Below are 14,351 nucleotides of genomic sequence, written 5' to 3' on the forward strand. Positions count from 1 at the left end.
ATGACAGGCAATACGTTCACCTCACGAGACCCCTCCGGGGCAGCCCCTCGCCTGCGGAGAGGGGGGCCTGACGATTGCGCCGCTACGGCTCCCCGCTCTACAGGAGAGGTAGGGGAGAGGTGCGCCGGTCGCGCTCTTTACCCGCTGCTCCTGCTGCTGCTGCTCTCTTTGGGCCAGGTAGCCGCCCAGTCCCGCATCGTCCAATCCATCAATTCTGACTGGCAGTTCCGCAAAGCCGACGGCCCCGACTACGCCCGGACGCCCGCGCCCCCCACCGGTTGGGAGCAAGTCTCCATTCCCCACACCTGGAACGCGGCCGACGTGACCGACGACGAACCCGGTTACTACCGGGGTACCGGCTGGTACCGCAAGGTGCTGCACATCCCCGCCAGTTGGCAAAGCCGCCGCGTTTATCTCTACTTTGAGGGCGCGGGCCAGGAAGCCGCCGTGTACGTGAATGGCCAGCTGGCCGGCCGCCACGCGGGCGGCTACACGGCTTTCAGCATCCCCATCAGCAAATGGCTGAAATTCGATAAGGCAGCCTCAAACGATGTGGTGGTGAAAGTGGATAACAGCCCCAATCCGGCCTTGCCGCCGCTTTCAGCCGACTTCACGTTTTACGGCGGCCTGTACCGCGACGTGTACCTGATGGCCGCCAGCCCGGTGCATTTCGACCTCGATAATCACGCCTCCAGCGGCCTGTTTGTGAGCACGCCCACCGTGTCGGCCGAGGCGGCGGGCGTGCTGGCCCGGGGCACGCTGGCGAACGAATCGGCCACCAAGCGTCGCCTCACGGTGCTAACCGAACTGAGCGACCACGCTGGCAACATCGTGGCCCGGCAACGCAGCAGCCTCACGCTGGCGGCCGGGGAGAAGCGGGCGTTTCGGCAGATGTTTGCCAACCTGCGCCGGCCGCATTTGTGGTCGCCCGATGCCCCGTATCTGTACCACGTCACGGCCACCGTGCGGGAGGCCGGCCCGGCCGATACCGCGCCGCTCGATGCCGTGAGCAGTCCGCTGGGCCTGCGCTGGTTTCGCTTCGATGCCGCCACCGGCTTCTACCTCAACGGCCAGCCGCTCAAGCTCATCGGCACCAACCGCCACCAGGATTTCCCCGGCCTCGGCAATGCCCTGCCCGATGCCCTGGCTGAGCGCGACCTGCTGCTGCTGAAGCAAATGGGCGGCAATTTTCTGCGCGTGTCGCACTACCCGCAGGACCCTGCCGTGCTGGCCGCCTGCGACCGCCTGGGCATCCTGGCCTCGGTGGAAATCCCGGTAGTAAATGCCATCACCGACTCGCCGGCCTTTTTTGAAAACTGCCGCACCATGCAAACGGAGATGATTCGGCAGGGCTACAACCACCCCAGCGTTATCATCTGGGCCTACATGAACGAGGTGCTGCTGCGGCTGCCCACCGGCCTCACTAAGGACAACGAGCCCGGCAAAGCCTACCTCGCCCGCGTGGCCGTCCTGGCCCGCGAGCTTGACGCCCTGACCCGCCGCGAGGACCCCGCCCGCTACACCATGCTGGTCAACCACAGCGCGTTCGACCTCTACCAACAGGCGGGTTTGCTGCAAATTCCCATGCTGGTGGGCTGGAACCTCTACGCCGGCTGGTACTCCGGCGGCTTCCAAGGCTTCCCCGATTTCCTGGACCGCCACCGCCGCGAGCTGCCCGACAAGCCGCTGCTGGTAACCGAATTCGGGGCCGATGCCGATGCCCGGCTCCATTCCTTCGACCCGTTGCGCTTCGACAAAACCACCGAGTACGCCAACCGCTACCATCAGTTTTACCTCAAGGAGATTCTGGCCCGGCCCTTTGTGGCCGGGGCCACCGTCTGGAATCTGGCCGAATTCAACTCCGAAAGCCGGCAGGAAGCCGTGCCGCACACCAACAACAAAAGCCTGCTCACCGCCGACCGCCAGCCCAAAGACGCCTACCTGTTCTACCAGGCCCATTTGCTAAAAACCCCGTTTGTACGCATCGGCTCCCGCGCCTGGATTTTGCGCAGCGGCCTTGCCGCCGGCCCCGATTCCCTGCATTGCGCTCAGCCAGTGGAGCTATACACCAATCAGCCCACCGCCGAGCTGTTGCTCAACGGTCAGTCGCTGGGCACATCCCCGGCCGAGTTCGGCATCGTGCGTTTCCGAGTGCCCTTCAGCAACGGCCCCATCCAGCTCACGGCCCGCGCCGGCCCCGCGCCGCCCGACTACGCCGACATTCATTTCCAGCTAATTCCCGCCGACCTGACTTCCGAAAAACTGCCCTTCACCGAGCTCAACATCAGCCTGGGCGACCAGCGCTTTTTCACCGATGCCCGGCTGAACCAGGTCTGGCTGCCGGAGCAGGCCTACGCGCCCGGCGGCTGGGGCTACGTGGGGGGCAAGCCCTTCGCGCTGCCCGGCGCTGGCCGCCTGCCCTACGGCTCCGACCGCAACATGCTCGGCACCGAATACGACGCCTTGTACGCAACCCAGCGCGTGGGCCTCACCCGGTTCCGCCTCGATGTGCCCGCCGGCCAATACGAAGTCACTCTGCACTTTGCCGAGCTGGAAGCCGTGCCCGCCACCGAGCAGCTTGCCTACAACCTCGCCAAACCCGATGCCTCTTCGGCCGTGCCCGTCAAAGCTGCCCGCCGCTTCGACGTCTCCCTCAACGGCCTGCCGGTGCTCACCGATTTAGGCCCCGAAAATGGCCTGCCGCCGCTGCAAGCCGTGAGTTTCAAACTCCCCGTGAGCGTGCGACGCGGCCAGGGCATCGTGCTCGATTTCAACGCCATAACCGGCGAGGCGGTGCTGAATGGGATTCAGGTGAAACGGGTGGAATGAGGGCAACCCAAGCAGCTAGCAAGAAGGTCATGCTTCGACTGTGCGCAGCCTGACCATTTTTATCAGATAAACCACCAATGGCAAAAACCGTCTTCCGCTTCCTCGTCCTGCTTCTCAGCTTCAGCCTCCCCGCCCTTGCCCAGCAAAGCACCCGTCTGACCACGAACTGGGAATTTGTTCGCCAGGACCTGGGCGGCGTGTGGGAGGCGGTGCGGCCCGTGGTGGCCGGCAACCCCGAAAGCGTGCCGCTCTGGGAGCCCGTGACCCTGCCGCACTGCTTCAACGCCCGCGACGCCGTGGACCCCGACGTGAACTACTACCAAGGCCCCGGCTGGTACCGCGCTCAGCTCACCATTCAGAACCCTTACGCCCACGGCCGCACCCTGCTGCACTTCGAAGGAGCGGGTCAGAAAACCCGCGTTTTCATCTACACCACCGAAGTCGGTAGCCACGTTGGTGGCTACGACGAATGGACCGTGGACATCACCCAGGCCGTGGCCGACTTCCAGAAAACCGACGTTTTCAAAAACCAATTCAAGGGCAAAATTCCGCTTTCCATTCGCTGCGATAATTCCCGCGACCTGGAGATGATGCCCTCCGACTTGTCGGATTTCAACCTCTACGGCGGCCTCTACCGCTACCTCAACCTCACCTACGAACCAGCTTTTTCGTTGGAGCGAATAGTGGCGCAGGCCGAAGTGGATGCCGCCGGAAAACTGGGTTCATTGACCATAAAAGGGGTTTTTCGGGAGCCACTGGCGGCCGGCATCGCGCCCGTGAGGGTGCGTTTGCTTGCCCCCGACGGCAAGGTGGCAGCGAAGTCACAAACCACTACTTCAGTAAAGACCGGCGAGCTGGACTTGGCCAGCTTCCAGCTAAAAAGCCCGCGTCTGTGGTCGCCGGAGCACCCGGAATTATACACCGTGGAAGTGACGATGGGCACCGGCCCCGAGCGGTTTGAGCACCGCGAAAAGGTTGGTTTCCGCCACATTGAATTCGTGGAGCACGGCCCGTTCCGGCTGAACGGGCAGCGCCTGCTGCTGCGCGGCACCCACCGTCACGAAGACCACGCCGGCGTGGCCGCCGCCATGACCGAAGCCCAGATTCGCCAGGAAATGCGGCTGATGAAGTCCATGGGTGTCAACTTCATTCGCCTGGGCCACTACCAGCAGTCGCGCGTCGTGCTGAACCTCTGCGACTCGCTGGGCATAACTGTGTGGGAAGAAATTCCGTGGTGCCGGGGCGGGCTGGGCGGCGAAGTCTACCAGGCGCAGGGTCGACGGATGCTCACCAACATGGTGCGGCAGCACTCCCACCATCCCGCCGTCATCATCTGGGGGCTGGGCAACGAGAACGACTGGGCCGGCGATTTTCCGGCGTTCGAAAAGGAAAAAATCCGGACGTACCTGAAATCGCTCAACGACCTGGCCCACCAGCTCGACCCCGCCCGTTACACTGCCATCCGGCGTTGCGACTTCTGCAAGGATATTCCCGACGTGTACTCACCCTCCATCTGGGCCGGCTGGTACCGAGGGATTTACACCGATTATAAGGAGGCCGCGGAGCAGGAATTCAAAGCCGTGAAACGCTTCCTGCATGTGGAATGGGGCGGCGACAGCCACGCCGGCCGCCACGCCGAAACCCCCGACAATGCTTTGGCCAAAATCACCCGCGGCCAGGGGGCCGACGAGCGTGCGGGCGACGCCAGCCTCTTCGGCGGCAGCGCCCGCGTCTCGAAGGACGGCGACTGGAGCGAAAGCTACCTCTGCAACCTCGTCGACTGGCACCTCAAGGAGCAGGAAAACATGCCTTGGCTGAGCGGTGCGGCCTACTGGCCGTTCAAGGATTTCTCCACCCCCGTGCGCCCCGACAACCCTATTCCCTACATGAATCAAAAGGGCGTAGTGGAGCGCGACCTTACCCCCAAAGAGGCCTTCTACGTCTTCCAATCGTACTGGACTACCGCGCCGATGGTACACCTCTACGGCCATTCCTGGCCCGTGCGCTGGGGCGAGTCCGGCGAGCAGAAAATGGTGAAAGTCTACTCGAATTGCGCTGAGGTCGAGCTGTTTGTAAATGACAAAAGCCAGGGCGTAAAAACACGCAATAGCCAGGATTTTCCCGCCGCCGGCCTGCGCTGGCTGGTGGCCCTCAACCCCGGCGAAAATATCTTCCGCGCCGTGGCCCACTCGGGCAAAACCACCGTGCAGGACGAAATAACCCAACGCTATCAAACCGCCAAATGGGCCAATCCCACCCACCTCACCCTCGAAAGAACCGCCGAAGCCAACGGCATCGCTACTATCGAAGTGAAGCTATTCGACTCCCAGGGCGTGCAATGCCTCGACGCGGCCAACTGGGTGCATTTTGGTTTGACTGGCGGCGGCGTCTTGCTTGATGATTTGGGCACCAGCAGCGGCTCGCGTAAGGTACAGGCCTACAATGGTCGCGCCATCATCCGGGTGCGCACCAACGGGCTGCGCAGCGTGGCCAGCGTGGCTTCGGAGGGGTTGGAAACGTTTTTTTTGAATCTATGAAACAGTGAGTACCGAGCAATACACAGTGCAACACCGGACCCTCACCCGCTGACCCCGCTCCAAAAAAGAAGGAGCACTGGAAATGCCTGGTTCATAATTGTCAGGCCCCCCACCCTTGTGCAGAGGAGTAGGGGTGAGGTTCCGGGGTTGTTTGTGCAGCTTTAACTCATTAAAAATGAGGATTAAACGTGTGTTGTTTTCCGCAAACGATTCCGTAAATAAAGCTGCTTTCCCAAGTACCTAACGAGCTTAAAGGATTTTACTTTTATGCCGCTCCCCGACGATGGCCTACCTCCCGGAGCAGCCTGAAAATCATTTGTTTCCATCCTTAATTCCCACGAATAACCATGATGCACTTCACCGCGCTACCGCGCCTCGCTCGTTTGGGATTGGTCACTGCTTCCACCCTGCTCGCCAGCTGCCAGAAGGAGCAGGCCGCCATGCCCGCCACGGCGGCCACGGGCACCGCCGATTCCACCATTACCACCTTCCGCCACCCCGGCGTGGTGGTGAGCGCCGTCGGCCTCGACTTGGTGGCCGGACAAGCCAATGCCGGCGACGCTACCCGCACGGCCGGCTACAACAAGGTCATCGACTACATGAGCCAATATCCGGTGCCAACCTCCTTTCCAGCAGTGGTGTACGCGGTGGGCAGCGGCGGCAGTCCCTCCGAAGACCAGATTCGGCGCGACTGCATTCTGGCCTATGCCTGCGCCCTGCGCTGGGTAAAAACCGGCAATGCCACCTATGCCGGCCAGGCCAAGCAGATTCTGAACGGCTATGCCTATAACTTCCAGCGCTACTCCACCTCGCCCAAGCCCGATGGCAGCCCCACGGAATTCCGCCAGACGTATTTGGAGGCCGCCTGGGTATCGCCGTCGTTCGTGGCAGCGGCCGAAATCATCCGCTACTACCAGGTAAATGGAACGGGTGCGGGCTGGTCGGCCACGGACGTGGCCAAGTTCTCCGATTTCCTGAACAATCTGAAGAACAACTACGTCAACAACGTGCCCGGTGCCATTTCCGACATCAACAACTGGCAGGCCTCGTACTGCTACGCCAAAATGGCCCTCGGCGTGTGGTTCAACAGCACGGCGGTGTACGATTCTGGCTATGATTACCTGCTGCAAATCATGCCGCAGCTCATCTATTCCGACGGGGCCATCAAAGAGCAGCGCGACCGCGACTGCGTGCATCCGCAGTACACGCTTTGCGCCATGACCTACGCCGCCGAAACGGCCCGTATCCAAGGCAATACGGCGCTCTATGAGGCCAACGGCCAGCTCATCAAGAATGCCTGGAACAAGTTTGAGGATGCCGAGGCCGGTAACTACTCCCGCAATTGCAGCGGCAGCCAGATTTTCCCCGGCATTGAAACGGCCTGCAACTACTATGGCACCAGCAAGCTTGCCTCCCTGCGCGACCGCCAGGCCCCCTACGGTGCTCCCGGCGACAAGACCTTTCTGGGCTTCACCTCCTTCACCCACCGCAGCATCGGCACGGCGCGGTAGGTAAGTGCGCTATGGTATTTCCATCAAAAGGAACCGTCAGGCTTTAACTGCGCTCACTTTAACTGCGCTCAGCCTGACGGTTCTTTTTGATGGAAATACCCCTACTATTTCAACCGTCTAAAAAGCGTCTGATGCAACTCCGGATTTTTACGCTTCTATGGTGCCTGTTGCTCGGCCCGGCGGTGGCCAAAACCGCCGCTGAATCAGTCCCACCAGCTAACAAGCTCCAGCAGGAAGCCACGCATACCCTACGCACTTACGTGCTAAAAGAAGCTGCCTGGGCCTTACAGCAGGCACCCATCACGGTCACGGCAAGCAGCTGCCCGCGCAGCGCGGGCGGCCCGCACGATTTCTTCTCCGAAGGCGATTATTGGTGGCCCGACCCGCAGCACCCCGCTGGCCCATACATCCAGCGCGACGGCCTCACCAACCCCGGTAATTTCACGGCCCACCGCTTGTCCATGATTCGCTTCAGCCGCATCATTGGGGCGCTGGCCTCGGCCTACAAGCTGACTGGCGATACCCAATACGTGCGCCACGCGCTGACGCACTTACGGGCCTGGTTCCTCAATTCCAGGACGCTGATGAATCCTTCGCTGCTTTACGCGCAGGCCATTTCGGGCCGGTTCACAGGGCGCGGCATTGGCATTATTGATACCATTCAGCTGATGGAGGTGGCTCAGGGCGTGCTAGTAATGCAAGGGGCCAAAGAGTTCGATAAAAATGACCTGGCAGGCATCAAAAGCTGGTTCAGTGAGTACCTGACCTGGCTTAATACCCACCCAAACGCCAAGGAGGAGATGAACGCGGCCAACAACCACGGCACCTGCTGGACCATGCAGGTAGCTGCCTTCGCCCGTCTCACCGCCAATCAGGAATTTTTGGCCTTGTGCCGTGAGCGATACAAAACCGTACACCTGCCCACCCAGATGGCTCCCGATGGCAGCTTCCCATTCGAAACCAAGCGCACCAAGCCTTACGGCTACTCCCTTTTCAACCTCGATGCGATGGCTACCCTTTGCCAAATCCTGAGTACACCCGCCGATAACCTCTGGACATTTCAAACCGCCGACGGCCGCAGCATCCGTCGGGGCATCGAATTCTTGTACCCTTTTGTAAAGGACAAAACGACTTGGCCCTTCCCTAAAGATGTAATGTATTGGGACAACTGGCCGGTAGCACAGCCATTTCTGGTTTTCGGGGCGGTGCAATTCAATAATCAGGCGTGGCTCGGCACCTGGCAGCACCTCAACCATGCGCCTGAAGTGTTCGAAGTGGTGCGTAATCTACCAATTCGCAACCCCCTCATCTGGATGAATTAGGTACAACTGTTACGCAGTGCCCACTGGACTATACCGCTGGGGTTGTAGCGCGAACTACAACGTTCGCGCTACAACCCCAGCGGTATAGTCCAGTGGGCGGCTACTCGGTCAAGGGCTCGGTGAACAGGTCAGTGCCACCTCGACACTGGACTCGGCCGTGTAGCGATGGCGGGTGTGTTTGGGGGCATAATCGAGTTAGGCTAGCCGCTCTGACTGTCCAGTTTTGGGGAGTACCACGGTTGACGAAATAATTCTGGAACAGGTCACATCATCCAGTTATTACTTGGCTTTGAAAGCTGAAGTATATCATTTGTGTCTAGAGGAACCCCACCAATTTTAGTCAGGGGCAGTAGAAGATAGGTTTTGCAATAGCTTTCTTACCTAGACCACCTCTTTACCATTATCATATTCGTCAGACAAGCTGCGAACGTACAATACGGTTTAGAGCAACAATTCCTTGTTGTTTTACCTATGTTTTACCCAAAAACAAAAACACCCTGCAAGTACATGACTTACAGGGTGTTTTGTTGCAAACGAGCGGTCTGGACGGGACTCGAACCCGCGACCTCCGCCGTGACAGGGCGGCATTCTAACCAACTGAACTACCAAACCGTTTGCCTTGGTGGAGAAGCCGTGTGCTTTTCCGTTTTGGTGATACAAAGGTAGGGCAAGAAAACTGCGCCCCGCAAGGATGGGGCCAATATTTCTTCAAAAAAAGGGGCGTTTGAGAGCTTGGGGGTTGTTTCTCAGGAACATTAATTTTTGCGCCTTGCCCCAACGGTGGATGTTTTACCTTTGCTATCCGCCCGTGCGGCGGCATGTGAGGGCGCAGGTCGTGGGTTCAGGTCACATCAGACTGCTTCCGCCCGCTATTTTCGCTTTCCCACTCCACGCAAATATTCTTCGCAGTCCATGCTCCTCGATTTTGAACAACCCATTGCCGCTCTCGAAGGCAAGCTCCTTGAAATGCAGAAACTCGCTGCCGACAGCGACGTGGAAGTAGGCGAAGCCGTAGCGGCGCTGGAAAAGCGCATTAAAGACCTCAAAAAGGAAACATACGCCAACCTCACGCGCTGGCAGCGGGTGCAGCTTTCGCGCCACCCCGAGCGCCCTTATACCTTAGACTATATCGACGGCATGGCCGACAGGTTCGTGGAACTACATGGTGACCGCACCGTGGGCGACGACAAGGCCATGGTAGGCGGCTTTGGCGAAATTGATGGGCACCCCGTCATGTTTATCGGCCAGCAGAAGGGCCACAACACCAAGCAGCGCCAGTTTCGCAACTTCGGTATGCCCAACCCCGAGGGCTACCGCAAGGCCCTGCGCCTGATGAAACTGGCCGAAAAATTCAACGTGCCCGTGGTGACGCTCATTGACACGCCCGGTGCATTTCCGGGCCTAGAGGCCGAGGAGCGGGGGCAGGGCGAGGCCATTGCCCGCAACCTCAAGGAGATGTTTATGCTGAAGGTACCGGTTATCTGCGTCATCATTGGCGAGGGCGCGAGCGGCGGAGCCCTGGGTATTGGCATTGGCGACCGGGTGCTAATGCTGGAAAATACCTGGTACTCTGTTATTTCGCCCGAGTCGTGCAGCAGTATTCTGTGGCGCTCCTGGGATTATAAGGAGCAGGCGGCTGAAGCGCTCAAGCTCACGGCGACGGATATGAAATCGGCTGGCCTGGTCGATGGCATCGTGAAAGAGCCGCTGGGGGGGGCGCACACCGCGCCCGAGGTGATGATTGAAACGCTGAAAAGCACGCTCCTCAAGACGCTGAATGAGTTGAGTGCCATCTCGGTGGAAGACCGTATTTCGCAGCGGATTGATAAGTTCTCGGCGATGGGCGTGGTGGTGGAATAAATTCAGTGAACCGTTGTCAGTGAGCAATGAACAGTCCTGTGCTGTTCTCCAAAGGTGCTACTGACGGATTGTTTATTGTTCACTAATATCTGTTCGCTGACCTATGAAGATTCATACCATCGATACCGGCCTTTTCAAGCTCGATGGCGGTGCCATGTTTGGCGTGGTACCCAAGAGTATGTGGCAGAAGCTGAACCCGCCCGATGCTAACAACATGTGTACCTGGGCGATGCGCTGCCTGCTCATTGAGGATGGCGGCCGGCTGCTGCTCATCGACAATGGCATTGGCGACAAGCAGGATGAAAAGTTTCGGGGCCATTTTTACCTGCATGGCGATGATACCCTGGAGAAGTCCCTGCGCAAGCTGGGCTTCACCAGCACCGATATCACCGATGTGTTCCTGACGCACCTGCACTTCGACCACTGCGGCGGCTCGGTGCAGCGCCGGCCCGATGGAACGTTGCAGCTGGCTTTTCCCAACGCCACTTATTGGAGCAACGAGGCGCACTGGGACTGGGCCGTGACGCCCAACCCGCGCGAAAAGGCCAGCTTCCTCAAGGAGAACATTTTGCCGATTCAGGAAAGCGGGCATTTGCAGTTCATCGACCTGCAAAAAGGCGTGCCCGACGCGCTGCCGCAGTTCCGCGAAATTATATTGGCCGATGGGCACACCGAGAAGATGATGGTGCCGGTGCTGGATTATAAGGGCCGTACGCTGGCTTTCATGGCCGATTTGCTGCCCAGCGCCGCGCACGTTCCGTTGCCCTACGTGATGAGCTACGACGTGCGCCCGCTCATCACAATGCCCGAAAAAGAAGCCGTGCTGCGCCGCGCTGCCGCCGAAAACTGGGTGCTGCTGCTGGAACACGACCCTACCAACGAAGCCTGCACCGTGGCCCTGACCGATAAGGGCATCCGCCTGGACCAAACCCTGCGACTGGCCGATTTGTAGCCTCGCCACCGGTTATTCGGGCCGGTTTTGCGTAATGGCAAGGCGGCGCGACTGCGGGCGGGTCGGGCGTTTACTCATCATCAACCAATACTACACATGGCCCAGCTCGGGTTGGCATTATCGGGAGGCGGGGCACGCGGGATTGCGCACCTGGGCGTGCTGGCGGCCCTCGACGAGTTGCAACTGCCGGTGGCGCAGCTGGCGGGCGTGAGCTCGGGGGCCATTGCCAGCGTATTTTACGCGGCGGGCTTTGCGCCCCGCGAGATTTTGCGGCTGTTGCTGAGCACCAATGTGTTTCGGCTTACCCGGCCGGCGTTTAGCCGGTTTGGGTTATTGCATCTCGATGCGGTGGAGCACCTACTGGCCCGGCACTTGGGCAGCACGGTCAATTTTGAAGATTTGCGGCTGCCGGTCACACTGGTGGCCACAGATTTGATGGTGGGCGAGTCGGTGTATTTCAACTCCGGGGCGCTGCTGCCGCCGCTGCTGGCTTCGTCGGCGGTGCCGATAATTTACCGGCCGGTGGAATACCAGGGCCGGCAACTAGTAGATGGCGGCCTGCTCAACAACCTGCCCGTGGAGCCGCTGCTGGGCCAAACCGACCTGCGCGTAGTGGGCGTGCATTGCAACCCCATCAATCCCGAAGCCCGTATTCCCACCTTCCGTCGCCTCATCGAGCGCACCCTGCACCTAGCCATCAATGCCAACACGGCGGCCCGCAAAAGCCAGTGCCACCTGCTGCTGGAGCCGCCGGAGCTGCGCCATTACCGGCCGCTGGGCTACAAGCACGGCCCCGAGCTGTTCGACATTGGCTACCGCTACACCATGGGGCAGGCCGCTGCCCTGCAGGCGCTGGTGCAGGCGTGAGGCAAGCCTGCGCGGCCACCGGCGGGCCGCTGCTGGCCGGGACCGAACCTGCCGAAACGGCCCGAATGCCTAGTTTTGTTTTTTAATTCAGTGGCCGGCTGATTCCCGGCAAGCTGACGCTTACCTCACGAAGTACCATGACTCCCCGCGAAAAATCTCCCTTCTGGCACGCCATGGCCACGCTCGTGTTCAAAGTGGCCGGCTGGCATCTGGGCGAGATTCACAACCCCGAAATTAGGAAAAGCATGATGATTGCGGCCCCGCACACCAGCAACTGGGACATCATCCTGGCCCGGGCCGCCTTCTACCTGATGGGGGTGCCCGTGCGCTTCACCGTGAAAAAGGAGTGGACCGAAAACTGGGCGCTGGGCTGGCTGGTGAGGGCCATCGGGGGCCTGGCCGTGGACCGCAGCCGCAACAACAGCCTCGTGGATGGTATGGTGAAGCTGTTTGATACGCACGAGGAGCTGGTGATTCTCATCACGCCGGAAGGCACGCGGGCCTACCAGCCGCGCTGGCGCAAGGGCTATTATTTTGCCGCGCTGGGCGCGCACGTTCCCATTCGGCTGGGGTATCTGGACTACGCCAAAAAGGAGGCTGGCATCGGCGAGGCCGTATGGCCGACGGGCGATTATGAGGCCGATGAAGCTAAAATCAAAGCGTTCTACCGCACTAAATCGGGCCGCTTCCCGCAGCAGGGTGTGCGTTGAGTTTTTGTTAGAAATGCCTTGACTTGACTGTTGGTAATGCTGACTTTCAGTCTCTTAACAGTTGCCGCGGTTGCCGTGCAGAAACACCCGGAACACCGTGCCCTGGCCTTCTTCGCTTTCAACGGCGATATTCCCGCCTTCGGACTGCACCAGTCGGTTGACGAGAAACAGGCCCACGCCGGTGCCTTCGCCCACCTGCGGGTGGAAACGCCGGAACAGCTGAAATAGCTCGGCCCCGTGGCGGTCTAGGTCCATGCCTAGGCCGTTGTCGCGCACTTCGAGCACCGGGCAGCTATCGGCCTGGTAGGTACGCACCTGAATGCGGGGCAGGCGGCCGGGGTGCCGGTACTTGAGGGCATTGCCCAGCAGGTTGATGAGAATGGTGCGCAGGTTGCTGCGCACGTAGCGCAGGGCCGGCAGGGCGGCAAAATCGGTGTCGACATGCGCTTCGGTGGCCACCAACTGAGGGTGCAGAGCCTTCAGCACATCGGCCACGAGGCCGGCGACGGCGACTTGCTCGGCGGCCTGTTCGCCGGGGCTGCGCTGCTCCTGCACCACGGCCGCCAGGTCGGTGATGGTGGTGGACAGGCTGTGCAGGGAGTCTTCGAGCAGGCCCAGCACCACGGCCTCGTCGGGGTCCTGGAAGGTGGCGGTGCGGCGCAGCTCGTCGAAGAGGCCGCGCAGGTTGTCGAGGGGCTGGCGCAGGTCGTGGCTGGCCGCGTACACGAAGTTGTCGAGGTCCTGGTTGGTGCGGGCCAGCAGGCGGTTGCGCGCCCCGATTTCCTGGTTGGCGGCGCTGAGCTGAGCGTTTTTTTCGTGCAGCTCCTGCCGGGTTTCGGTGAGCGCGGCCAGGGAATCGCGCAGCTCGCGGTTCACGCCCTGCAGCTCGCCGTGGTAGCGTGCCATGTACTGCCGCCATTCGTTTTTTTCGATGGCATGCAGCACGGTTCTGTTCAGCAGCTCGCGGTCGAACTGCTGCTTCACCAGGTAGTCGAGCGCCCCGGAGTTGAGTGCGCGCACGGCCAGGGCCTCGTTGCCGCCGCCGGTTATCATCACCACGCACAGCGTGTCGGGCGGGGCCAGCTTGCGCAAGGCCTCCAGCAGATCCAGGCCGTCGGTGTCGGGCAGGTTGTAATCCAGCAGCACACAGTCGGGCTGCCGGATGCGGAATTGCTCCAGTCCCTCAACTCCCGAAGAAGCTTCCACAATCTCAAGGCTTTGAAAACCAACTTGCTGGCCCAAAAAGCGGCGATATAACATCCGGTCCTCCGGGTTGTCGTCAATCAGTAGAATTCGCTTCACGGGCGCTTGGCTAACCAGCCAGGGGAAGTTCGGAGGCCTCCAGCCAGTAACGGATAATCAAGCGCACTTTTTCTTCCAGTGCGGCGTAGCCAATCGGCTTGGTGAGGTAGCTGTTGGCCCCCAGGCGGTAGCATTCGGCAACATCATTGTGGTTGGACGAGGTCGTAAACACAATAACCGGGATGGGGTGCAGGGCGGGGTCGCGCTTGAGCACGTCGAGCACGGCGCGGCCGTCGGTGCCGGGCATGTTAAGGTCGAGCAGGATGATGACGGGCAACTGACTGGGCCAGTCCGGATGCTTGCCGTAGCCCTTGAGGTATTCGAGAGCCTGGTCGCCGTCGGCGCAGCGCAGCACGGAGTTGGGCACCGCGTTTTTGCGGAAGGCCCGGCTCAGCGCCGTGAAGTCTTCGGCGCTGTCTTCCACCACGAGGATGGGGATGAGGGCGGTGGGATTCATTGAC

10 protein-coding genes and 1 tRNA gene are annotated in these 14,351 nt (G+C 60.6%); 8 read left to right on the forward strand and 3 right to left on the reverse strand.

From position 1 onward, the window contains the following. Positions 1–168 precede the first annotated feature (168 nt). From ACVWYF_RS00115 to ACVWYF_RS00130, 4 genes are all read left to right on the forward strand, one after another. On the forward strand, positions 169–2,829 hold the full coding sequence (locus ACVWYF_RS00115; RefSeq protein WP_457063499.1) for a glycoside hydrolase family 2 TIM barrel-domain containing protein: 2,661 nt from the start codon (positions 169–171) through the stop codon (positions 2,827–2,829). A gap of 77 nt (positions 2,830–2,906) precedes the next feature. After that, the gene (locus tag ACVWYF_RS00120) at positions 2,907–5,366 is read left to right on the forward strand and encodes a glycoside hydrolase family 2 TIM barrel-domain containing protein (RefSeq protein WP_457063500.1); all 2,460 of its coding nucleotides are present in this window, start codon (positions 2,907–2,909) and stop codon (positions 5,364–5,366) included. A 347-nt stretch (positions 5,367–5,713) separates the two neighbouring features. Then, the gene (locus ACVWYF_RS00125) at positions 5,714–6,877 is read left to right on the forward strand and encodes an alginate lyase family protein (RefSeq protein WP_457063501.1); all 1,164 of its coding nucleotides are present in this window, start codon (positions 5,714–5,716) and stop codon (positions 6,875–6,877) included. A 131-nt stretch (positions 6,878–7,008) separates the two neighbouring features. Continuing rightward, a complete protein-coding gene (locus tag ACVWYF_RS00130; protein ID WP_457063502.1) occupies positions 7,009–8,199 on the forward strand; it encodes an alginate lyase family protein in 1,191 nt (396 codons plus the stop codon). A gap of 538 nt (positions 8,200–8,737) precedes the next feature. On the opposite strand, the gene ACVWYF_RS00135 is transcribed toward ACVWYF_RS00130, so the two are convergent. Further along, positions 8,738–8,811: transfer RNA gene (locus ACVWYF_RS00135), tRNA-Asp, on the reverse strand. 300 nt (positions 8,812–9,111) lie between these two features. Here ACVWYF_RS00135 and ACVWYF_RS00140 point away from each other — a divergent pair. The 4 genes from ACVWYF_RS00140 to ACVWYF_RS00155 all read left to right on the forward strand — a co-directional run bounded on the left by ACVWYF_RS00140 (position 9,112) and on the right by ACVWYF_RS00155 (position 12,588). Beyond that, positions 9,112–10,059, forward strand: a complete 948-nt coding sequence (locus tag ACVWYF_RS00140; RefSeq protein WP_457063503.1) for an acetyl-CoA carboxylase carboxyltransferase subunit alpha — start codon at positions 9,112–9,114, stop codon at positions 10,057–10,059. Positions 10,060–10,162: 103 nt separating this feature from the next. Then, on the forward strand, positions 10,163–11,011 hold the full coding sequence (locus ACVWYF_RS00145) for an MBL fold metallo-hydrolase (protein WP_457063504.1): 849 nt from the start codon (positions 10,163–10,165) through the stop codon (positions 11,009–11,011). Positions 11,012–11,107: 96 nt separating this feature from the next. Next, positions 11,108–11,878, forward strand: coding sequence for a patatin-like phospholipase family protein (locus tag ACVWYF_RS00150; protein ID WP_457063505.1), 771 nt, complete (start codon positions 11,108–11,110; stop codon positions 11,876–11,878). 137 nt (positions 11,879–12,015) lie between these two features. After that, on the forward strand, positions 12,016–12,588 hold the full coding sequence (locus ACVWYF_RS00155) for a 1-acyl-sn-glycerol-3-phosphate acyltransferase (RefSeq protein ID WP_457063506.1): 573 nt from the start codon (positions 12,016–12,018) through the stop codon (positions 12,586–12,588). A gap of 54 nt (positions 12,589–12,642) precedes the next feature. Here the strand turns inward: ACVWYF_RS00155 and ACVWYF_RS00160 are convergent, their stop codons facing one another. Together ACVWYF_RS00160 and ACVWYF_RS00165 are read right to left on the reverse strand one after the other, a co-directional pair. After that, positions 12,643–13,890: a sensor histidine kinase gene (locus ACVWYF_RS00160; RefSeq protein WP_457063507.1), complete on the reverse strand. Its 1,248-nt coding sequence runs from the start codon at positions 13,888–13,890 to the stop codon at positions 12,643–12,645. Between the two features lie 10 nt (positions 13,891–13,900). After that, positions 13,901–14,347, reverse strand: coding sequence for a response regulator (locus ACVWYF_RS00165; protein ID WP_457063508.1), 447 nt, complete (start codon positions 14,345–14,347; stop codon positions 13,901–13,903). Positions 14,348–14,351 lie beyond the last annotated feature (4 nt).

Source organism: Hymenobacter sp. UYAg731 (assembly GCF_054061335.1).